19 protein-coding genes are annotated in these 22,136 nt (G+C 67.1%); 11 read left to right on the top strand and 8 right to left on the bottom strand.

Going from position 1 to position 22,136, the window contains the following annotated elements:
• Positions 1 to 112 precede the first annotated feature (112 nt).
• Positions 113 to 841 carry a YoaK family protein gene (locus LFT49_RS06075; protein ID WP_236801407.1) on the bottom strand — a complete coding sequence of 243 codons (729 nt, stop codon included), beginning with the start codon at positions 839 to 841 and terminating at the stop codon, positions 113 to 115.
• 103 nt (positions 842 to 944) lie between these two features.
• Between LFT49_RS06075 and LFT49_RS06080 the strand changes: the two genes are divergently transcribed.
• The 8 genes from LFT49_RS06080 to LFT49_RS06115 all read left to right on the top strand — a co-directional run bounded on the left by LFT49_RS06080 (position 945) and on the right by LFT49_RS06115 (position 11,261).
• Positions 945 to 2,615: an ABC transporter substrate-binding protein gene (locus LFT49_RS06080; protein WP_236801408.1), complete on the top strand. Its 1,671-nt coding sequence runs from the start codon at positions 945 to 947 to the stop codon at positions 2,613 to 2,615.
• 10 nt (positions 2,616 to 2,625) lie between these two features.
• Positions 2,626 to 3,576, top strand: coding sequence for an ABC transporter permease (locus LFT49_RS06085; RefSeq protein WP_236821535.1), 951 nt, complete (start codon positions 2,626 to 2,628; stop codon positions 3,574 to 3,576).
• Positions 3,576 to 4,472: an ABC transporter permease gene (locus LFT49_RS06090; protein ID WP_237430069.1), complete on the top strand. Its 897-nt coding sequence runs from the start codon at positions 3,576 to 3,578 to the stop codon at positions 4,470 to 4,472. Before LFT49_RS06085 ends, LFT49_RS06090 begins: the two co-directional genes overlap by 1 nt.
• 2 nt (positions 4,473 to 4,474) lie before the next feature.
• A complete protein-coding gene (locus LFT49_RS06095; protein ID WP_237430070.1) occupies positions 4,475 to 6,295 on the top strand; it encodes a gamma-glutamyltransferase family protein in 1,821 nt (606 codons plus the stop codon).
• The gene (locus LFT49_RS06100; RefSeq protein WP_237430071.1) at positions 6,279 to 7,910 is read left to right on the top strand and encodes a dipeptide ABC transporter ATP-binding protein; all 1,632 of its coding nucleotides are present in this window, start codon (positions 6,279 to 6,281) and stop codon (positions 7,908 to 7,910) included. The genes LFT49_RS06095 and LFT49_RS06100 overlap by 17 nt, the downstream gene beginning before the upstream one ends.
• Positions 7,891 to 8,643, top strand: coding sequence for a GntR family transcriptional regulator (locus LFT49_RS06105; protein ID WP_237430072.1), 753 nt, complete (start codon positions 7,891 to 7,893; stop codon positions 8,641 to 8,643). The genes LFT49_RS06100 and LFT49_RS06105 overlap by 20 nt, the downstream gene beginning before the upstream one ends.
• Before the next feature lie 424 nt (positions 8,644 to 9,067).
• Positions 9,068 to 9,910, top strand: a complete 843-nt coding sequence (locus LFT49_RS06110; RefSeq protein WP_236801416.1) for an esterase/lipase family protein — start codon at positions 9,068 to 9,070, stop codon at positions 9,908 to 9,910.
• Between the two features lie 67 nt (positions 9,911 to 9,977).
• Positions 9,978 to 11,261, top strand: a complete 1,284-nt coding sequence (locus LFT49_RS06115) for a S8 family serine peptidase (RefSeq protein WP_237430073.1) — start codon at positions 9,978 to 9,980, stop codon at positions 11,259 to 11,261.
• 33 nt (positions 11,262 to 11,294) lie between these two features.
• Here LFT49_RS06115 and LFT49_RS06120 read toward each other — a convergent pair whose 3' ends face one another.
• The 4 genes from LFT49_RS06120 to LFT49_RS06135 all read right to left on the bottom strand — a co-directional run bounded on the left by LFT49_RS06120 (position 11,295) and on the right by LFT49_RS06135 (position 14,425).
• Complete coding sequence (locus LFT49_RS06120; RefSeq protein ID WP_237430074.1) at positions 11,295 to 12,665, bottom strand: right-handed parallel beta-helix repeat-containing protein; 1,371 nt, start codon at positions 12,663 to 12,665, stop codon at positions 11,295 to 11,297.
• A gap of 66 nt (positions 12,666 to 12,731) precedes the next feature.
• Positions 12,732 to 13,457 carry a hemerythrin domain-containing protein gene (locus LFT49_RS06125; RefSeq protein ID WP_237430075.1) on the bottom strand — a complete coding sequence of 242 codons (726 nt, stop codon included), beginning with the start codon at positions 13,455 to 13,457 and terminating at the stop codon, positions 12,732 to 12,734.
• A 110-nt stretch (positions 13,458 to 13,567) separates the two neighbouring features.
• Positions 13,568 to 13,855: an alpha/beta fold hydrolase gene (locus tag LFT49_RS06130; protein WP_237430076.1), complete on the bottom strand. Its 288-nt coding sequence runs from the start codon at positions 13,853 to 13,855 to the stop codon at positions 13,568 to 13,570.
• A 105-nt stretch (positions 13,856 to 13,960) separates the two neighbouring features.
• Positions 13,961 to 14,425, bottom strand: a complete 465-nt coding sequence (locus LFT49_RS06135; RefSeq protein ID WP_236801421.1) for an alpha/beta fold hydrolase — start codon at positions 14,423 to 14,425, stop codon at positions 13,961 to 13,963.
• 117 nt (positions 14,426 to 14,542) lie between these two features.
• On the opposite strand from LFT49_RS06135, the gene LFT49_RS06140 reads away from it, so the two are divergent.
• Complete coding sequence (locus LFT49_RS06140) at positions 14,543 to 15,802, top strand: S8 family peptidase (RefSeq protein WP_236801422.1); 1,260 nt, start codon at positions 14,543 to 14,545, stop codon at positions 15,800 to 15,802.
• Between the two features lie 103 nt (positions 15,803 to 15,905).
• On the opposite strand, the gene LFT49_RS06145 is transcribed toward LFT49_RS06140, so the two are convergent.
• On the bottom strand, positions 15,906 to 16,631 hold the full coding sequence (locus LFT49_RS06145) for a hypothetical protein (protein WP_236821543.1): 726 nt from the start codon (positions 16,629 to 16,631) through the stop codon (positions 15,906 to 15,908).
• A 68-nt stretch (positions 16,632 to 16,699) separates the two neighbouring features.
• Positions 16,700 to 18,289, bottom strand: a complete 1,590-nt coding sequence (locus LFT49_RS06150) for an alkaline phosphatase D family protein (RefSeq protein WP_237430077.1) — start codon at positions 18,287 to 18,289, stop codon at positions 16,700 to 16,702.
• A 193-nt stretch (positions 18,290 to 18,482) separates the two neighbouring features.
• Between LFT49_RS06150 and LFT49_RS06155 the strand changes: the two genes are divergently transcribed.
• Complete coding sequence (locus tag LFT49_RS06155) at positions 18,483 to 18,851, top strand: hypothetical protein (RefSeq protein ID WP_236801427.1); 369 nt, start codon at positions 18,483 to 18,485, stop codon at positions 18,849 to 18,851.
• A 39-nt stretch (positions 18,852 to 18,890) separates the two neighbouring features.
• Here the strand turns inward: LFT49_RS06155 and LFT49_RS06160 are convergent, their stop codons facing one another.
• Complete coding sequence (locus LFT49_RS06160; RefSeq protein WP_237430078.1) at positions 18,891 to 20,180, bottom strand: GAF domain-containing protein; 1,290 nt, start codon at positions 20,178 to 20,180, stop codon at positions 18,891 to 18,893.
• 145 nt (positions 20,181 to 20,325) lie between these two features.
• On the opposite strand from LFT49_RS06160, the gene LFT49_RS06165 reads away from it, so the two are divergent.
• Positions 20,326 to 22,116: an NAD(P)/FAD-dependent oxidoreductase gene (locus tag LFT49_RS06165; RefSeq protein ID WP_236801429.1), complete on the top strand. Its 1,791-nt coding sequence runs from the start codon at positions 20,326 to 20,328 to the stop codon at positions 22,114 to 22,116.
• Positions 22,117 to 22,136: the final 20 nt, after the last annotated feature.

Here is a 22,136-nt window from a genome sequence, read left to right on the forward strand (position 1 = left end):
GCGATTAGCGCAAGGCTTGATGCGCGAATCGCGCAGCCCTCCGACGGCGGCCGTTACAGACGTGCCCGCCGTCCCGCCCCACTGACCGGTTTAGTCTCCGGTCAGCGCCGCCTCAGTCCCGGGCCAGCGAGGGACTCTCCGAGTCTGCCTTTGCCTCTGCGGCAGCGCGGCGATGTGCGGCGTGCCCTGTCACCGTGACTGCCGTAGCGATCACCGCAGCCATGGACAGTGCAAGCGCCAGGTGCACATGCAGCGCAGCCGCTCCGGCCAGGGCTCCCAGCATGATCAGGGCAATGGCCAGGGCGCGCCGCTGCCAGAACGTTCCCTTGCCGCCGGCCAGCCGCGAATCCGACGCGAGGCCGGTGATGGTGGAGGTGACCACCACGGTGGTGATCTCCGCGACCTTCAGGCGTTTCGCCGTCGCGGCCTGGGTGCCCATGAGTAGGGCGAGTGCGCTGGTGACGATGCTGCCAAGCGTGGGGTCCGCCTGCACGGGGGCCAGGAGCACGAAGACCGTCAGTGCCCACAGGCCCAGCGACACCGCGAGCAGGGCCGCGGAGGTCTGCGGCGACCAGCCTTCGCCATTGCGCCGAAGAAGCCGCCCTGCCAGGGCCGCGCCAAGCATGAAGAAGGCCAGCGCCAACGCCGGCCGCAGCACGGGGAGGCTTGTTCCGCCCGCCATGGCCATGCCCAGCAGCACCACGTTGCCGGTCATGTTCCCGGTGAACACGCGGTCCAGGCCAAGGTATCCCATCGCGTCCACCACGCCGGTGGAAAACGTCAGGGCCAGCATCAGCACCAGATGCAGTCGCTCAGCTGAGCCGAAAAAATGTTTCCTCACCGTAAATTCTCCAATACACCCTTGAATCGAAACGTATACCAAGGATATGTTCGTTCAGCGATTGTATTCAATCTCACATTCCGTGCTCGATCATAGGACTTGTATGAGACTCCCGTTCCGCCCCCGGGCCCTTCCGGACGGCACTCCATTCAGGGCGAGAAGCGCTGCCTTGGGCGGCGGCGTGGCCGCCTTGGCACTGGCGATGACCGCCTGCGCACCCATCCAGCCCCTGCCCGAGGCGGTAGTGCATAACGACGTGACCTCCGCCCCCATCGGCAACCAGAAAGTGGTGGAAGGCGGCGACCTGGTGATGGCCCTCTCGGCTGAACCCGACCGCCTGGACCCCACAACGTCGTCGTCCCTCTACACCCGGTATGTCATGCAGACGATGTGCCAGAAGCTGTACGACATCAACGCCGAGGGCAAGATCGTTCCGCAGCTTGCCACCAAGCTTCCCGAGGTGAGCAACAACGGGCAGACGGTGACCATCCAGGTGCGGGACGACGCCGTGTTTGCCGACGGCACCAAGTTCGACGCCGAAGCCGTCCGCGCCACCCTGGACCGGGACCTGACCATGAAAGGTTCCGCCCGCAAGAGCGAACTTGGCCCTATCAGCGGCATCACGGCCCTGAACCCCACCACCGTCCAGATCAGCTACAAGAAGCCGTTCGCCCCCCTCACCGCGGCGCTCGCGGACCGGGCCGGCATGATCCTCTCGCCCACGGCGGTTGCTGCGGCAGGGGATACCTTTGGAGACCACCCCGTGTGCGTGGGACCGTTCAAGTTCAAGCAGCGCATCCCGCAAACCTCCATCCAGGTGGAACGGGACCCGCTCTACTACGACGCCAAAAACGTCCACCTGGACACGGTGACGTACCGGATCATGACCGACTCCAATATCAGGACCGCCAACCTGCGCTCCGGCGACGTCCAGGTGGCGGACTCCATCGCACCCCAGGACGTGGACGCGCTCGCCAAGGAACGCGGCGTCGGCGTGCTCCAGGTGGGATCCCTGGGCTACCAGGGCCTGACCATCAACCTGGGCAACACCAACGGCGTGGGCAAACCGGTGGGGGACCTCAACACGCCACTGGCCAAGAACGCCACCATCCGCCAGGCGCTGTCCATGTCGATCGACCGCAAAGCCCTGGTGAGCACGCTCTTCAACAACTGGTACGAGCCTGCCTGTTCCCCCGTGGCACCCTCCAGCCCCTTCTCTTCGGACGCCGCCCAAGGCTGCCCGGCCTACGATCCGGCGAAGGCCAAGCAGATGCTGAAGGACGCCGGGGTTCCGGTGCCCTTCCCCATCAAGGTCCAGGTCACCAACTCGCCGGACTCGCTGCGGTATGCGCAGGCGCTCCAGGCGTCCGCGGCGGACGGCGGATTCGCCCTGACCATCGCGCCCGTTGAGTACTCCACGCTCCTGGACGTCCAGAGCCACGGCAGCTTCGAAGCCCTGCTGCTGGGCTGGTCCGGACGCGTGGACCCGCACGGGAACATGTACAACTTCCTGGCCACCGGCGGCGGCAACAACTACTCCGGCTACAGCAACCCTGCCGTGGACAAGCTCCTCACCGACGCCTCCACCACCACAGACCAGGCAGCCCGCGCGGCCCTCTACGGGAAAGCCGTCCAGCAGGTGCAGGCCGACGACCCGATCATCTACCTCTACCGGATCCACAGCCTCACGGCCTACTCCAACAAAGTGGCCGGAGTGGAAACGTTCGCGGACGGTGTGGTCCACCTCAGCAACGCGGCCTTCGTGAAGAAATAAGGACTCCACCATGATCCGATACCTCTCGACCCGTCTCTGGCACTCAGCCATCACCCTGGTGCTCGCCTCCGTGGTCATCTTTATTGGCATCCGCCAACTCCCCGGTGACCCGGCCATTGCCATGGCGGGGGAGGAGGCCAGTCCTGAACAGCTCGACGCCATCCGCTCCCAGCTCGGCCTGGACCAGCCCCTCCCCGTCCAGTACTTCTCCTTCATCGGCCGGCTGCTGCAGGGAGACCTGGGAAAGTCCACCCGCACCGGAACACCCGTCACGGACCTGCTCGCCGGCACCTTGCCCGTGACGCTGTGGCTTGCCGCCTACGCAATCGTGGTGGCCGTCGTCGTCGGCGTCCTGCTCGGCGTGGTGGCCGAGCGGTACCGCGGCCGCTGGCCGGAATGGCTCTCCAACGGCTTTGCCCTCATCGGCCTGTCCGTTCCCAGCTTCTGGCTTGGCCTGCTGGCCATCCTCTACCTGGCCGTCAACCTTGGCTGGTTCCCCGCGTCAGGCTATGTCGACGTCGCTACGAACCCCGTGCGCGGCCTGTACTACCTGACGCTGCCGGCGGTGATCCTGGGCACCGGCCTCGCCGCCGTCATCCTGCGCCAGACGCGGGCCTCCATGATCGAAACCATGAGCACGGACTACGTCCGAACCGCCCGCGCCAAGGGCCTGGGCGGCGGCCGGATCCTGTTCCGCTACGGGCTCCGGAACTCCCTGATCGTGGTGGTCACCATCGTGGGCCTGCAGCTGGGCGGACTGATCTCCGGAGCTGTGGTCACGGAGCGCATCTTCGCCCTGCCCGGCTTCGGCAAGCTCACCCTGGACTCCGTCTTCACCCGCGACTATCCCGTGATCCAGGCCGTGGTGCTGGTCATCACCGTTGGGTACATCCTGATTAACCTTGCGGTGGACATCCTGTACTCCGTGATCAACCCGCGAATCCGAGTAGGAAGCAACTGATGGCCGTCACCGATATCCGCCCTGCAGCCGCGGGGGCAACCAGCCTGGGCTCCGACCGCGGACGCATCTGGAAGTCGCTCCGGCGGAACCCCCTTGGCCTGGCCGGCGGTATCCTGCTGGCCCTCGTGGTCCTGGTCGCACTGCTGGCACCGCTCCTGGCGCCGTACGATCCGGCGCAGGTCCACTTCGCCACCCCGTTCCAGAAGCCCGGCACGGTGGGCTTCCTGCTGGGCACCGACGACCTGGGCCGGGACATCTTCTCCCGGCTGGTCTTCGGTATCCGTTCCTCCCTCGAGGTCGGGGTGCTCGCGGTCCTGCTCTCGGTGGTCATCGGAACCCCGCTGGGGCTGCTCGCCGGCTACTGGCGGTGGCTGGACGCCATCATTTCGCGGCTCAACGACGTGACCCTGGCCTTCCCCTTCCTGATCATCGCGGTGGGCCTCGTGGCCATCACCGGCCCCAGCCTGGGCAACGCCGCAGTGGCCATCGGCATCGCACACATCCCCGCCATGATCCGGATCATCCGCGGCGAAACCCTGCGGATCAAGGAAAGCGACTTCGTCATTGGCGCCAAGACCATGGATGCCTCCGGCGGGCGGATCATCTTCCAGCACATCCTGCCCAACACCGCCTCCTCCCTCATAGTGCAGGCCACGGTGATCATGCCCGCGGCCGTCATCGGCGAAGCGGTGCTGTCCTTCCTGGGCCTGGGCATCCAACCGCCCGCACCCAGCCTGGGCATCATGCTCTCCGACGCCCAGCAGTACCTCTTCCGCTCACCCACAGCGGCCATCGTCCCCGGCCTGGGCATCGCCGCGATCTGCCTGGCCTTCAACCTGTTCGGCGACGCCCTGCGCGACGCCCTGGACCCCGCCGCCACCACCCGAAAGAAATAGCCATGACTTACACCCCCGCAGACAGCTTCACCACCCGCCCCACCCTCCAGGGCACCTTCGGCATGACCGCCTCCACCCACTGGCTCGCCACCGCCTCCGCGCAGGCCGTGCTGGAACGCGGCGGCAACGCCTTCGACGCCGCCGTCGCCGGCGCCTTCGTCCTGCACGTCGTCGAACCCCACCTGAACGGCCCCGGCGGGGACATGACCGGCGTGTTCGTCACGGCGGAGAACCCGTCCGAACCGGTTGTGCTTATGGGACAGGGCCCTGCCCCCGCCGCCGCGACCCGCGAGCACTACCTGGCCGAAGGGCTGGAACTGGTGCCCGGCGCCGGCGCGCTCGCCGCCGCGGTGCCGGCCGCCGTCGACGCCTGGCTGCTGCTCCTCCGGGACCACGGCACCTGGGAGCTGGCGGACGTGCTGGCCTTCGCCATCGGCTACGCCCGCAACGGGCACCCGGTGGTGGGCCGCGTGGGGAGCACCATCGAAACCGTCGCCGACCTCTTCACCGAGCACTGGCCGACGTCGGCCGCCCTGTGGATGCCGGACGGGAAGATTCCCGCCGCCGGAGACATCATCAAGAACCCGGCGTACGCGAGCGTCCTGGACCGGCTCGTCGCCGCCGGAGAAACGGACGCGGCAGCGTCGCGGGAAGCACGCATCGACGCCGCCCGCCGGGAATGGGGCGAGGGATTTGTGGCCAAGGCAGCGGTCAAATTCCTCGCCACGCCCCACCGCCACTCGTCCGGCGCCGATCATGCTGGCGTCATGACCGAAGCTGACTTCGTCGGATTCTCGGCCGGCTACGAACCCGCCACCACCATCGAGTTTCGCGGCCACACCATCGCCAAGACCGGGCCCTGGGGGCAGGGGCCGGCACTGCTGCAGACCCTCGCCATCCTTGAAGGGTTCGACGACGAGCGGCTGGACCCGTCCACGGCCATCGGCGCGCACACCATTCTTGAGGCGCAGAAGCTCGCCATCGCGGACCGCGAGGCCTACTACGGCGACGCCGAGGTGCCGATGGATTACCTGCTCAGCCCCGAGTACGCAGCGGAGCGCCGGAAGCTGATCGGCGAAAAGGCCTCGCACGAATTCCGGCCCGGCAACGTCCCCGGCCACGACCCCTTCGTTCCGCCGCTGCGCACGGAGTACCTCCCGCCGTCGCTCGCGGAAAACGGCCAGCTTGCCTTTGCCGGCGTGGGCGAACCCACCGTCATGCCCACGGGGGAAACCCGCGGGGATACCTGCCACATCGACGTCGTGGACCAATGGGGAAACATGGTTTCCGCAACGCCCTCCGGCGGCTGGCTCCAGTCCTCCCCGGCCATTCCCGAACTCGGCTTCTGCCTGGGTTCCAGACTGCAGATGACCTGGCTGGAGGACGGCGCGCCGTCCACGCTCACCCCCGGCAAGCGCCCCCGGACCACGTTGACGCCCACCCTGGTGCTGAAGGACGGCAAAGCGGTGACCGCCCTCGGTTCCCCGGGCGGCGACCAGCAGGACCAGTGGCAGCTGCTGTACCTGCTGCGCACCATCGTGGGCGGCTACGAGCCCCAGCAGGCCGTTGACGCGCCCTCGCTCCACACCACCTCCATCCCGGGATCCTTCTGGCCCCGCACCTGGACGCCGGGCGGCGCGGTTGTTGAAGACCGCCTGGGCGAGGACGTGATCGCTGAACTGGAGGAGCGAGGCCACGTGGTGACCCGGGCCGGGGACTGGGCACTCGGCCGCCTGTCATCGGTGGTCAGTGACCCCGAAACCGGTGTCCTCAAGGCCGCCGCCAACCCGAGGGGAGCGCAGGGCTATGCAGCAGGACGCTAGGAACGACGGAAACATTCTGCTGTCCGTCCGCGAACTGGAGGTCAGCTACGGCGGCACCCCGGTCCTGGACAGAGTGTCCTTCGACCTGAAGAAGGGCGAGCGGGTGGCGATCGTGGGCCAGTCGGGATCGGGCAAGTCCACCGTGGTGGGCGCCATCCTGGGCCTGCTGTCCGGCTCCGGCCGGATCACCCACGGATCCATCCTGCTCGACGGGGCAGACCTCGCGGACGCGACCCAAAAGGAGCTGCGCGGCATCAGGGGCAAGAAGATCGGCCTGGTCCCGCAGGATCCCATGTCCAACCTCAACCCCTCGATGAAGGTCGGCGCGCAGATCGCCGACGCACTGGCAAGCAACGGCATGCGCGGCCGCGACGCCATCAAGCAGCGCGCCGTGGAACTCATGACGGAAGCCGGCATCCGGGACGCCGAACGCCGCTACAACCAGTACCCGCACGAGTTCTCCGGCGGCATGCGCCAGCGCGTCCTGATCGCCATCTCCCTTGCGGGTGAGCCGGACCTGCTGATCGCGGATGAGCCGACGTCGGCCCTGGACGTCACTGTCCAGCGGCAGATCCTGAACCACCTCCAGACGCTGGTGGATGCGCGGGGCACCTCGCTGCTGTTCGTCACCCATGACCTGGGGCTCGCGGGGGACCGCACGGACCGGATCATCGTCATGGCCGACGGGCGGATTGTGGAGACCGGCACGCCATGGGAGGTGCTGCTGAATCCCCAGGAGGACTACACTCGGCGCCTGGTGGCCGCGGCGCCGTCGGCCAGCCTTTCCGCCGACGCGGCTTCCGGTCCAATTGTTGCTGAAGAGGACCGGCCGGCTCCCGTGCTGTCGGTCAGGAACCTGGCCAAGGAATTCAAGCTCCGTGGCCAGGGCGGGCGCAGGATCCAGGCCGTGGACGACGTCTCCTTCGACGTGCACAGGGGAACCACCACGGCGGTGGTCGGTGAATCCGGATCCGGGAAGTCAACGGTTGCCCGGATCATCCTCGGCCTGGAGACACCCACTTCCGGGTCGGCATTGATCAAGGGGGAGAGCATCGCCACCAGCAATCCCCAGACGCGCCGTGCCCTGCGCCGCATCGCGCAGCCCGTCTTCCAGGACCCGTACGGATCCCTGGACCCGACCTTCAGCATTGAGCGGCTGATCGACGAGCCCCTGCGGATCTTCAAGGTGGGGACGCGGGAGAGCCGGCGTGAACGCGTGGCCGAACTCCTGGACCAGGTGGCGCTGCCGCGGATTGTGGCCCAGCGCCGGCCCCATGAACTTTCGGGCGGGCAGCGCCAGCGGGTGGCCATCGCCCGGGCCCTGGCGCTGGAACCGGAACTGCTGATCCTGGACGAGGCCGTCTCAGCCCTGGATGTGCTGGTCCAGGAGCAGATTCTCACTTTGCTGGGGGACCTGCAGGATAGGCTGGGCCTGACCTACCTCTTCATCACGCACGACCTGGCCGTTGTCCGCCAGATCGCGCACAACGTGGTGGTCATGAAAACAGGAAAAGTGGTGGAAACCGGCAGCGTGGAGCAGGTCTTCATGGCACCCTCGGCCGACTACACCAGGGAACTACTTGGAGCGATACCCGGTGCAGCCTTCGCTAGCTAGCGGTGATCCCACCCCACGGGCCCGCGTCCAGGACGAGATCCGGCGGGACATCATCTTCGGAAAGCTCCCCGCCGGGACACGGATCACCGAGTCCTCCCTGGCCGCGAAATACGGGATTTCCCGGGTTCCGGTGCGGGAAGCGCTGCGGGCCCTTGAGGTGGAGGGCTTCGTTGAGTCGAAGCCCTTCGCCGGGTCCACGGTGTCAGAGATACCGGTGGACGACGCCGATGACCTCTTCGCGGTGCGCGAGGCCCTGGAAGCTGCCACCGCCCGCCGGGCGGCCCGGCGGGCGGCCGCCCAGTTCTCCGCGGGCGGCCCGGATACGCAGTGGTGGGAGACGCGGCGCGCACTGGCCGCGATCCTGGACGAGGGCGATCAAGCGGTGGCAAACGGGCAGGTTGAGCTGCTGCCCGAGCTGAACATCCGTTTTCATCTGGGGGTCGCTGAACTGAGCCGCAGCGCGTCCCTCACGGCGCTGCTCCGCCAGATTTCGGGCAAGATCGAGTGGCTCTACGCCTCCGATGTGGACTCCCGCGGCATCCGGTCCTGGGCCGAGCACCGGGGCATCATGGCAGCGATCGATGCCGGCAACGCGGAGGCCGCTGAACAGGGGATGGCAGCCCACGTCCACGGGTCCAGGTCCGGCTACCTGAGCCGGTTCAAGGAAAAGGACCCACCACCCGCAACGCCAGCAGCGCCGTCGGATGGTCACGCCGCGGAAACTACGGGTTGATTCTCACACCTCAAGGTGGGTTCGCCGGGACTCGAATCGCCGGAACGGTACCGGCTCGCCGGAACGTTCCGGCGGATTGGCACCGATCCGGCGACTTCGCCGGTGCCAAGCTCTCCTGCCTCGCGGTTGAGGTATCGTCCGGCCGGCCACGGAGTGCACGTTTGTGCAAAGCGCCTGTGGGAGGGTGACCAACGCAGGGCCTTACCCAAACTACCTACTCACCAGTAACAACGCTGTGTTCCGAGTCACAAACGAGTCGTGACAGCCGCTGCAGCACCAGACCTTTTCCGCCGCACGTTCGTGCACTTCCGCTGCAGAGGAGCCGCAGCGCTGCCAGCATGGAAAACCCGGGCCGGAACTGATGGACACCCCCAAAACCATCAGCTCCGGCCGTCCCCGAAGACAGACGAACAAAGAGGTTTCCATGTCACTCCTTACCCGGGCCCTTTCCATCGCGGCCGGTACACTCCTCGCCACGTCCCTGGTAACCGCTCCCGCCCATGCCGTTGACGTCTCGCCGCCGGGAGCCAACGACTGGTCCTGTAAACCGTCAGCAGCACATCCGTATCCCGTGGTCCTGGTGCCGGGCACGTTCGAGAGCATGGAGAAGAACTGGTCCACCATGTCTCCGTACCTCAAGAGCCAGGGGTACTGCGTCTTCGCCCTGAACTATGGCCAGACCAACGGCGTCTACGCCACGGCTCCCGTCAAAGATTCCGCCAAGGAACTTGCACCGTTCGTGGACGCCGTCCGCTCCGCCACGGGTGCCAAGCAGGTGGACCTGGTGGGCCACAGCCAGGGCGGCATGATGCCCCGGTACTACATGGGCTTCCTGGGCGGGGCGAAGTACGTCCATCAACTCGTCGGCATCGCCCCATCCAACCACGGCACTGAGGGCGTGATCCTTCCGCCTCCGGATCTGGTGCCCACGCCGGACTACACCGCCGCCGGGTGTGCCGCTTGTGCAGACCAGCAGGCGGGATCGCCGTTCATGCAGGAGCTGAACTCCATCGGCGATACGGTCGCCGGCCCCGCCTACACCGTCATCTCCACCATCCACGACGAGGTGGTGATCCCGTACAACAGCCAGTTCCTGAACGGCTCCACGCGGCAGGTCACCAACATCACCATCCAGGACAAGTGCCCGGCGGACGTGATCGAGCACGACCAGACGCCCAACGATCCCGTGGTGCACCAGCTCGTCGGCAACGCCCTGGCCCAGCCGTCCGGCCCCGCGGACCCGGCCTACCAGCCCGTCTGCCTCTAAGGCGCAGCAGTAGCCGTCTTGGGCTGCCCCCTATGCAGCTGTTACGCATGGGGCGCATGATGACGGCATGAAAAAAGTACTCATAGCCGGTCTCGCAGCGATCGTGATGGTGCTCAGCGCCATCACGATCGCCGTTCCGGGCAACGCTGCCGTTCCCGGCAACGTGTCCGTGCCGTCCTCGCCCATAGCAGGACAAATCATGGTCAAATTCCGGGACAACAGCGCGGCGGCCGGGGTGCTCGGCCAGCATGGGCTGAGCGACGGCCCGCCGATCGGCAGCACCGGCGCGCACCTCATCAAGGTCCCGGCCGGCAGGGAACTCCAACTCGTCGCCGTACTAAGCCGCAACCCCGCCGTCGAATACGCCGAACCGGACGAATTGGTCACCGCCACTACGGCAGACCCGTACTTTGACCGCCAGTACGCGCTCCAGAACGTGGGGCAGTCCTTTACGAACACCGCCGGCACGGTAACGGTGCCCGCTGGCAAGAACGATGCGGATGTGGATGCGGTTGAAGCATGGGGCGTCACCAAGGGGGCCGGTGTCAGGGTTGCCATCGTCGATTCAGGCGTGGCCATCAACCACGAGGACATCTCGTCCAAGGTGGTGGACCGGGCAAACTTCAGCGACACCCAAATCCTCACCCCGGAGGACTACGACCAGTACGGCCATGGCACCCACGTCGCCGGCATCGTGGCCGCCACCGCGGACAACTCCCTTGGGGTGGCAGGTGTATGCCCCGACTGCTCCATCCTCGATGCCAAGGTCCTGAACAGCAGCGGCTCCGGCTCCTCCTCTGGCATTGCCAAGGGCATCGACTGGGCTGTCGGCAAGGGCGCCAAGGTCATCAACATGAGCCTTGGACAGAACGTGTCATCACGAACCCTCGAAGCTGCCGTCAACAACGCCTGGAACCAAGGCGTGGTAATCGTCGCCGCGGCGGGCAACGCCGATACCCAGGCGCAGGTCTACCCAGGTGCATATCCGAACGTCATAGCCGTGGCAGCAACTGACAACAACGACACCAAGGCATCCTTCTCCACCTACGGCAGGTGGGTGGATGTCGCCGCCCCGGGGGTCAGGGTCTACTCCACCCTGCCGAACTATGCGTCGGTCCTGGGCACGCAGAACAACCTGTCACCCGGCTATGACATCCTCAGCGGCACTTCCATGGCCTCGCCCATCGTTGCCGCCACTGCCGCACTCGTGTGGAGTACGCCGTCGGGCACGTCCAATGCATCCGTCCGTACCAAGGTGGAATCCACGGCCGATCCCATCTCCGGTACCGGTTCCTACTGGGCCCACGGCCGGGTGAACGCCTGCAAAGCAGTGGGGTGCACAGCGCCCTGAGCCTGCCGCGTCTTCAATAGGTACCGGCGGGTGTCAGGACTGGCTGTTGCCGGTGCGCGAGCGCCACGCATCGAGCTGCTCGATGGTTTCAGGGTTCTGGTACGCAATCTTCTGGCCGCTGGCCAGCGCAATGGTGTTGCCGTGAATCCTGATGCCCGCCGGGATCTGCCGGCCGCTGCCGCTGGAGCGCACGAAGTTGTCCTTGGCGCCGATGAACTGGTTCCGGGCGATCTCGACGTCGCAGGGCAGCTGCACGTCGTAGGTCAGCAGGTGGGTGCCCATCCCCGCCTGGTCCGGACGGATATTGGCCGCCCAGGAGTACCCGGCGTCGCGGCACTGGTTGTCGGTGAAGGCGCACCGGATGTGTCCGGTGCCCGCAGCCGGCGTTCCGTGGGACCAGATCTCAAAGCTCTGGTTGCAGTTCTCAATGGTGTTGCCCACAAACCGGCAGTCCGTCCAGGCAACCCTGGGCCCCTCGATATTGCCCTGCATCGTGGTGGCCGTGTCGTACGTCTGCCGGATGGTGTTGCCCTGGACCAGCACGTTCGAGCAGCCAATCCAGACCTCAACGCCATTCCCGTAACGCGTTGTGTCCTTGAGCCGCGACCCGCCGATTTCCTCAATCAGGCAGCCGCTGATCTCTGCGTCCTGGATGCCGTAAGTCCTGACGCCGTGGCCGCCGTGGCCAAGGATGTGTACCCCGGAGGTGACGGTGTTGGAGGCCGGCCGCAACCCCTCCTGCTTGACAGCGATCTCCACCCCGGCACCCGGAGATGCCGGTAGCTTCACGTACACGAAGGTGTCGTCGCTGTAGAAGTCCCAGTCCTGCACCAACCCGGACAGGCTCCACCGTTTCCAGCCGCGGATCTCACCGCCGGCCTTCAGGAAGCCGACGTTGGTGGAGGCTCCGTCAGTGTTGCCGCTGAACTGCCCGGACCCTGGCCGCAGGTTGAGCTTCCACACCTGGGGGCTGTGCAGCGTCCAGGCGTCGCTGCTCACCTTGTAGCCGTTGATCTGCGGCAGCGCCCCGGTGCCGTATGAGCTGAGCGTGAAGACCCCGGCGGGACCTTTCACGGCAGGCATTTGGAGCGAGCCCGGGAACACGTCGCCGCGCCGGAGCAGGACCGCGTCGCCGCGGCCCACTTCGCCGGCCTCAAGCGCCGACCGAACGCGCGCGAGCGATTGCCAGGGCGCGTCCTGGGTGCCCGGGCTGGCGTCATTACCGCTGCTGCTCACGAAGCGGGAGTTCGCGTAGGCAGGGGAAGGCTCGGGGGCAGGTGCGGCGGCGGGGAACGGATCAGTTGCACGGGCAATCATGCTGGGCAGGCCGGCAGTTACGGCCGCTGCCCCTATCCACTCCAAAAAGCGCCGGCGCCCAAAGGGGAGGTTTCTTGGAGAAGGCACCCAAAGATTTTACTAGATCCGTGTTGCTCTGGCTGCATGGGCATCAAGCGGAGTAATATTCCTTCGCTAAAGCGTCTCCGGCACCGGCCGCCCCGGGAACAGGGTGGCGTACTGCTTCCGGTACATCCGGCGCCCCACCAGCTTGTAGCCGAGCCGGACCGGGGGAGGGATCTCCTTGAACAGCTCCTTCCGGTCCGCCGGCGGGTTCGTGGCCAGCACCATCCCGAGGTAGCCCACCAGGAATTTCTTGTCGAGTTGCCGGATGCCGTGCTGCCCCGTCTCGTTCATTTCCTTCTCGGTCATCACCCGGTCCGCCACGGGCATCATCTCAGTTACCTCGCGGCGCAGATGCACGTTGAGGACACGGGACAGGTCCTCATACAGCGCGGCCAGCTCCGACGCTGACTCCTCATCCGCCCGGTCCATCCAGCGCAGCCGCACCGGCTCAATCGCCCCAAGCCGCTGCGTCACCTGCCGATGCTGCTCCAGCATCTGCCCCACATGCAGCGCACAGGCCGGCGCCCGCTCCTTCAGCTGCGGATACATGAGCAGGTCCTCGCCTTCGTGGTGGATGTGGAGCACCTTGTCGAAGTTCCCCAGCACTTCCCCCACATAGGCGGCCCGGGCAGTGTCACCGGCACGGACGGAACTCACCAGCCCCGGGGCCTCACCGTAGGCCCAGAGGAAAAAGCGGTGGATGCGCCGCATCCCGGCCGTCCCTGCGCACAGGACAGGTCCTGATGGGAGCGGAGGCGCGGTCTCGCCTGGTTGCATGGTGAAGAAGTCAGTCATTGTGGGCCCCTATTTTTGTCTGTCACTGAGACGAAGGACCTCTCCCCGCGAGCATCGTAGCCCCGGCCACCACGGCGCACAACGGCTTTGCGTAAGTACGACGGCGGCACTCACCGAGGTGCCCGACGTCGTCCTGGCCAGGGGAAACGGGCGACGCCCTGCACCACGGCCTCGTCTTCGCGCACCCGCTCAATCCATTCGGCGAGGAAGGCCTGGACGAGCGCGGGCTGCTCGTGCAGCAGGGCGTGGCCGGCGCGGTTTAGCACGGCAAAGGTGCCCCGCGGGTAGTCCCGCGCCAGTGCCCACCCATCGGCGTATCCGGCGGTGGCGTCCTGCCGCCCCACCAGAACCAGCACGGGATGCGGATACCGCGCTGCCGACTCCGGACGATCCCGCAACTCCCAGCGCGAGAAGATACGGGCCAACCCCGGCTCGTCGACGAGCGATGCCGCAGGAGCCACAAGCTGCCGGAACCGGTTCAGCGTCCCGTCCGTCTGGACCACTTAATAGCTGCGGAAAGAGGCTTCGATCTCCGCGTCGAGGCCGGCGGGATGGGCCGACGACACCAGGACCTGGTGCTTGGGCACGCTGCCGGCATGCGCGCCGACCGGGCAGATCAGGGCAAGCCCGGCCGCCTGGGGCCGCAAATGGGCAACCGCGCGCGCCAGGTACCCGCCGTACGACTGGCCAATGATGAGGAACGGTTCATCACCGATCGTGCTGTCGATGAAGTGCAGCAGGAGGTCCAGCACATCGTCGTTGCTGTTGAGCGAGCGGTGAGCCGGGGTACGGCCCATCCCCGGGAGGTCCGGATACAGGCGCCGGAACCCGGGGATGTTGCCGAACATCGGTTCCAGGCCGCCGGCAATCTCCCGGTGGTCCACGCCGGCGCCGTGCAGCGCAAGGACGGGCGTTCCGCTGCCGTGTTCAACGAAATGGACGGGCACACCCCTCACCACCGCTTCCATCCCGCCAGTGTAGGTTCGGCCGGGACCGTGGGCCAGAGCCGTCATTGGCAGGAAACGGAGCACTTTCGAGGCTCCCGCCCCTACCGGGTTCGAGCATGTGGGGCCAAGATGGCCCGCATGAGAAAACTCTTCACCGCCGGCCTCACGGCAGCACTGATGATGCTTGGCCCCGTCCCGTTTGCCCTTCCCGCCAATGCTGCGGGAGGCACGTCCACTCAGCCCGGGCACATCCTCGTAAAGTTCCACGACGACGGTGCTGCCGCCGGCGCCCTGCACCGGCGCGGCCTGGAGGCCGGCGCGGACGTCGGCAGTACGGGCGCCAGGCTGGTCAGTGTGCCTGCCGGCAGCGAAGGCCGGCTCATCGACGCGCTCAGCCGGGATCCCGCCGTCGAGTACGCCGAAGCGGACCAGCCGGTGGCCGCCTTCACCTCCGACCAGTACTTCCCGCGCCAGTACGCGCTGCAGAACACCGGGCAGTCATTCACCAACACTGCAGGCGACATCACCATCCCCGCCGGCACACCGGACGCGGACGTGGACGCCGTCGAAGCGTGGAACGTGACCACCGGCACCGGCATCAAGGTCGCGGTGCTGGATTCCGGGGTGGCCAGCGACAACCCGGACATCGCCCCCAAAGTGGTGGCCCGCGCCAACTTCAGCGGCTCGGCCACAAAAGCGGGGGACCCCGTGGCCGAGGACTACTACGGGCACGGCACGCACGTGGCCGGCAACGTCGCGGCCACTGTCAACAACACCATCGGCGTGGCCGGGGTCTGCCCGGGCTGCACCATCCTGGCCGGCAAGGTCCTGGACGACAACGGGGTCGGCTCCAGCTCCGGCCTGGCGAACGGCATCAACTGGGCGGTCAGCAACGGCGCCAAGGTGATCAACATGAGCCTGGGTGTGCGGGCATCACGGACACTGGAAACCGCGGTCAACAACGCCTGGAACAAGGGCGCGGTGCTGGTGGCGGCCGCCGGCAACGGCGGGAACCAGACCAAGATCTACCCGGGCGCGTACACCCATGTCATCGCGGTGGGAGCCACTGACAACAACGACGCCAAAGCGTCGTTCTCCACGTACGGCGCCAGCTGGGTGGATATCGCCGCTCCCGGCGTCAATGTCTACTCCACCTTCCCCAACCATCCCTTCGTGCTGGGCACGCAGAACAACCGGTCCCAGGGTTACGACGTGGGCAACGGAAGCTCGATGTCCTCGGCCATCGTCTCAGGAGCGGCGGCGCTCGCGTGGAGCTCGCATCCCGGGGCCTCGAACACCTCCATCAGGGCAGACCTGGAAACCACGGCGGACAAGGTTGCAGGCACCGGAACGTATTGGGCCTATGGCCGGGTGAACGCGCAAAAGGCGGTGCAGTAGTGCAGACGTCGCCACCGCCTAAGTAGTAGATCAGGTGCGCGGGAGGGGCACTTCATCGCCGACCCCCGGCCCGACGTCCTGGCCGGCAAGGCCCTGGAGTTCCTCAGGACTCCGCCCGCTGCTTGACCCCGCGGAGCACGCCGACCTCCATGTAGTGGTGCAGGGGGTCACCGATGAAAAGGTCGACGGCGCGGGCCAGCAGCATCGCGCCGGGCACCTTTTCGAGGGCGAACGCCAGGGCCCGGGTCACCGCAGGAGCATCCGGACCGGCGCCGCGGACTGCGGCACTGAGGTATCCCGGGCCGCGGTACCGGATGATGAAGCGGGTGCGGTCACCCGGCAGCGGCCGCAGGATGAACTGCTCTCCCGCCACCAGATGTTTGTTGGGTTCAAGCTCGGAGACGGTGGAGTAGACGCCGGCGCCGTACGGGACCTTGTCGCCCACTTTAAGGTCCTGCAGCTCCGGGTGGATCCGCGTCGCCGAATGCTTCCCCTCGACGTACCGGGCGTGGAACAGGGCCCGCTCAACCCGGTCATGCGTGTAGAACCCCGCCCGGTAAATTCCCATCTGCACGATCCAGGGCCACACGCGTTCCGGCGGTGCGTCGATGCTGATGGCACGGGTGCTCTGGAATGCAGGGCGGGGCTGGAGGTTGTCGCCGGGCAGGGGCTCCACCGCTTCCGTCCCCTCGGTTCCCCAGCGCAGCATGGCCGGGCGCCACAGGAGATAAGCCATCATCTGGGCGCAGAGCGATACCGCCAGGAACTGCCACCGCCTCTGGCGCCCCGTTCCGCGGCCTGCCCGCCTGGAAAGTAGCCGTCCAGCCATAGCCGCCAAAATGCCACGGGACCCCCGGCACCAAAAGTGCCGAAGGTCCCGCCGGGACTCGCGAAAGGTCAGGCGCGCGCCTGAAGCCCGGGAACGCCGTCGCGGATCTCGAAGGAGGCCTTGGTCGAAACCGCGGCGCCCGGCGTCGTGACGTGGTCCAGCACCCGGAAGTCGGCCGTCATCGCGTCGCGGGTAATGCGGGTGTTCACGTAGCCGCGGTTGTCGTTGTAGAACTTCAGGTGCGGGTTCCAGGCCATGGTGGCGTCCGTGGTGGAGCCGCTGCCGTCACCCGTGGAGGTGATGGAGGTGCAGACCAGCTCCGCGCCGACCACTGGGGCGGCCGGGTCCTTGTAATCCACCTTGACGTCGTTGGCCCAGTGGCGGTGCACATCACCGGTGAGCACGACGGCGTTGCGGACGTTTGCGTCCACCCAGCCCTGGGTGATGCGGCGGCGGGAGGCCGCGTAGCCGTCCCAGCCGTCCATGGAGACGTCGTCGATCTCCGGCGCCTTGTTCCGGTCCCGCTCGGCGAAGAAGACCTGCTGGCCCAGGATGTCCCAGCGCTGGGTGGAGTTCCTGAAGCCATCCAGCAGCCACTTTTCCTGCTCCCTGCCGGTGATGGTCCGGTCCTCCGCGAGCCGTTCGGTGACGTTCTTCTTCCAGCCGTCGCCGGCCAACTGGTCGTCCCGGTATTGCCGCGTATCCATCATGTGGAAGTTGGCCAGCTGGCCCCACTGGATCTTCCGGTAGATCTTCATGTCCGGGCCGGCGGGCAGGGATGAAGGTCGCAGCGGCATGTTCTCGTAGTACGCCTGGAACGCGGCCGCGCGGCGCTGCCGGAAGTGCTCCACGCTGTCGTTGAGCTGGCCGGCGTCCTGGTTCTCCGGGACGTCGTCCGCCCAGTTGTTGTCCACCTCGTGGTCATCCCACACCACTGCCCAGGGTGCCATTGCGTGCGCAGCCTGCAGGTCGGCGTCGGCCTTGTACTGGGCGTGCCGCTGCCGGTAGGTCTCCAGCGTGACGGTCTCCGGGCCCTCGTGGTCGCGCGGGTTGCCGCCGCCGATCACGTAGCTGTCCTTCTTGTATTCGTACAGGTAGTCGCCCAGATGCAGCACCAGGTCAGGGTGGTCCTCGGCCAGGCGCCGGTACGCGGTGAAGTAGCCGTGCTCGTACTGCGCGCAGCTGGCGAACGCCATGGCCAGGGCCGCGGGCGTCTCATGGAGTGCCGGGCTGGTCAGGGTGCGGCCCACCGCGCTGAGGTGCTTGCCGGCGCGGAACCGGTAGAAGTACTCGCGGCCCGCCTTCAATCCGCGCAGCTCCACGTGCACCGAGTGTGCGGACTCGGGACGCGCCTGCTCAACGCCGCGGGCCACCACCTTCCGCATGCCCTGGTCCTCGGCCACCTCCCACTGCACGGCCACGGGCCGGGCCGGCATGCCGCCCAGCCCGTCCTCCGCCACCGGGTTCAGGGCCAGGCGGGTCCACAGCACGAAGCCGTCCGGCCACGGCTCGCCGGACGCGATGCCGAGCATGAAGGGATCGGCGCGGAGGCCGGCGTCGTCAGCGGTGGAAACGGCGACGGCGGCACCCGGCAGTGCGGCGACCAGGCCGGTGCCGAGGCCGGCGGAGATGAGGGTTCTACGGGAGATGGTGTCCATGGCTCCCAAGCTATTTCCAGCTTCTGTACAGGCTTTGAGGAGGATATGAACAACGCGTTAATGGCATGACAAGAACTGTCGTGCTGAATCGGCCGTCTGCAATAAGTGATTGTTGAGTCCGGGCAGGGGCCGGGTCCAGAATGCACCCACCATCCGCCACGGTGGCGGAGGCTGTGTTCAAAGGAAGGAAGCCATGGAATCCGAAGAAGCAGGGCACCAAACGCCGGCGGCATCGACCGGGGCAGCGCACGTTTCGGCGAAGGAACTGGCCGGAGCCGAGGATGCCCGCCGCATCCTGCTGCCCATGATCAGCGCCATGTCATCCCTTGCGGCAAATCCCGCCGCGGCTGCCAAATTCGCCGAAGGCATCCACACGCAGAACAATGAGCTGGTGCGGGCCGCCCTCCGGGAAGTGCACACCGACCTGGCCGTGGAAGTGGGGCCGGGGCCGGACGAAGGGCAGGTTACGGACCAGGCCATCGCGCGCACCACGAGCGTTTCGATCCACATCAGTTGGAACCACGGCTTGAGCATCGATATCAAGGTCACCAAGAAGAAGTAGCGCGGCCGCCACCAAGCCGGGGCGGCAGTAAGACTGGGCTTAACACGCGGCCCGGGCGTGGAACGTCAGGTACCGGGGATCGCTGCGGCCCACCAGCCGGCCCAGTGCCTTGACGGCCAGCGGATCGGCTGAACCCATGTCCGTGGACAGCCAGCGCACCACCAGCCCGGCGTCCTGGCTGGCCCGCACCGCAGATCCCACCGCCATGTCCAGCTGGTCCCGGAGCAGCTGGACAGCGAGGGCGACGGAGCGGCTGAGCAGGGGAGCGCGGTACTGCGCCAGCGCCTCGGCAACCCGGCCTTCGCGCAGCAGCCGCAGCACGTGCCCCGCATCGGAACGTCCGGCCAGCCCGGGAGCCAGCCGGTAGGGGTTCGACTCCACGGCCCCGCCGAGCATCGAGCGCACCCGGAACATTTCGGTCCGGATGGCTTGGGGCGTTCCGGCGTCGCCATAGAGCTCGTAGGCCAGCTCCTCCGCTGACCAGCCGTGCGACCGGGAGTCCAGCAGCGCCAGGATCTCCGCCCGGCGCAGCGTCAGGGGAGTCCGGCTCCCATCGTCAAACACCGCCGCCGGCTTGTCACCGAGCAGTTCCAGCGACTCGACGGCGGCAGCCGGCCGGACAACAGGGACCGGCGTCCGCCGGGACGCACCCTGGGGAGACGAAGTTCCCAAGGAGGTGCCGGCGTCGGACGTTCCCAGCAAAGCCTCCGCCACGCGCACGGCGCACCGCACCATCCGCAGCGTGTCCGCGCTGAGGGTGTCCAAGGGTCCGGACACGTCCAGTACCCCCAGGACCCGCCCCGTGCCCGGGTCCGTGATGGGCGCGGCAGTGCAGGCCCACTCGTGGTGCGTCCGGACCAGGTGTTCGGCGGAGAACAGCTGCACCGGACCGCCGGTGACCAAGGCCTCGCTGATGGCGTTGGTGCCGATACCGGCCTCGGACCAGTCGGCGCCCTCAAGGAATTCCAGGTGGTCGGCCCGGCGGAGGACGGTTGGGCTGCCCACACGCCAGAGGATCTCGCCGCTGGCATCGGTGAGCACCAGGAGGTGGCGGCCGGTGCGGGAATCATCGGCCAGCAGGTCGTGCAGCGCGGGCATCACCTGTTGCAGCCGGTGCTCCCGGCGCAGCTCCAACACCTCGGCCACCTCATGCAGGTGCCGCGGACTGTGCTGGTCCGGGCTGATGCCCAAGGCCATGGACCGGTGCCAGGAATCGACCAGGCTGGTGGGAATCTCCGGCCGCGGGACGCCGGAAATGACCAGCTCATGCGCGCGGCGCAGCGTCCGTGCATACGTTGCCGGGTCCGAAAACCTCAGGCCGTGGTCCACTGTTTCCTCCTCACAGCCGGCGCCCTTGCCGGATCCGTGTAACGCCGCTGTTACCCCCGCCGAGTTCCACTAGTGATGCAGCTCACGCCCGGTCCAGCATATCGCAGGGCAGGCGGAGCCCAAGGAACAGCACAAAGGAGTGGAGATGACCCAAACACCCACCGCTGCCGCGCAGGCATGGCTATCCGGCCTGGATGACGCGCTGCAGCGGCGCGACGTGGACGCCGCGCTGGAACTCTTCGAGGACGACACCTACTGGCGGGACTTCGTGGCATTCACGTGGAACCTGAAAACCCTGGAAGGCAAGGCGGATATCCGCCGGATGCTCGAGGCCACGCTATACCGGGTCCAGCCGTCCAACTGGGCGCTCTCAGAGGACGCCACGGGTGACGCGGAGAACGTGGAAGCCTGGATCACGTTCGAGACGGGCGCGGCCCGCGGCTACGGCCACCTCCGGCTCCGGAACGGCAGGTGCTGGACCCTGCTGACCACCATGCAGGAGCTCAAGGGCTTCGAGGAGAAGAAGGGCCCTCGGCGCGAGCAGGGCGTGGCGCACCAGATCGTCCGCGGGCGCAAATCCTGGAAAGAGCTCAAGGAGGAGCAGGAGGCCCGGCTGGGCTACGAGGAGCAGCCGTACTGCGTAATCATCGGCGGCGGCCAGGGCGGGATTGGGCTTGCTGCCCGGCTGAAGCGGCTGGGGGTGCCCACCATCATCATCGAGAAGAACCAGAACCCCGGCGACTCCTGGCGCAACCGCTACAAGTCCCTGCACCTGCACGACCCCGTCTGGTACGACCACCTGCCCTACCTGAAGTTCCCGGATGACTGGCCCGTCTTCGCCGCCAAGGACAAGATCGGCGACTGGCTGGAGCACTACACCCGCATCATGGAGCTGAACTACTGGTCCGGCACCGAGTGCGTCAAGGCAGCGTACGACGACGGCACGCAGGAATGGGAGGTCAGCGTCCTTCGCAACGGCGAACCGGTGACGCTCCGGCCCAAGCAGCTCATCTTCGCCCTGGGCGTCTCCGGTTACCCGAACATCCCCACGTTCGACGGCGCGGAGACCTTCCTGGGCGAGCAGCGGCACTCCTCCCAGCACCCCGGCGGCGGGGACTGGACCGGGAAGAAGGCCGTGGTGATCGGCTCCAACAATTCGGCCCACGATATCTGCGCCGACCTGTGGGAGCACGGCGCCGACGTCACCATGGTCCAGCGCTCCTCCACCCACATCGCCCGCAGTGAATCCCTCATGGACCTGGCGCTGGGGGACCTGTACTCGGAGCGGGCGCTCGCGGCCGGCGTCACCACGGAGAAGGCGGACCTGCTGTTCGCCTCGCTGCCCATGCGCATCCTCCCCGATGCGCAGGTGCCGGTGTACCAGGAGATGGCGTCGCGGGATGCGGAGTTCTACTCCCAGTTGGAAGCAGCAGGGTTCGACCTGGACTTCGGCGTGGACGGATCCGGCCTGTTTGTGAAGTACCTGCGGCGGGGCTCCGGCTACTACATCGACGTAGGCGCCTCCCAGCTGATCATCGACGGCCGGGTGAAGCTCAAGTCCGGGCAGGTCGCCAAGATCACGGGCAACGCCGTGGTCATGGACGACGGCACCGAGCTGGAGGCGGACCTGATTGTCTATGCCACCGGCTACGGTTCCATGAACGGATGGCTGGCCGACCTGGTCTCGCCCGAAGTCGCCGATCAGGTGGGCAAGTGCTGGGGATACGGGTCAGACACGCCAAAAGACCCTGGTCCGTGGGAAGGGGAACTGCGCAATATGTGGAAGCCCACCAACGTGCCCAACCTCTGGATCCACGGCGGCAACCTGCACCAGAGCCGGCACTACTCCGCCTACCTCGCGCTGCAGCTCAAGGCACGGATGGAAGGACTGGAAACACCCGTCTACGAACTGCAGCCCAGCCACCACACCCGCTGAGCCGGTGGTTGTGCCCGTCG

The sequence above is a fragment of the Arthrobacter sp. FW306-06-A genome (assembly GCF_021870055.1).
Classification (GTDB): Bacteria; Actinomycetota; Actinomycetes; order Actinomycetales; family Micrococcaceae; genus Arthrobacter.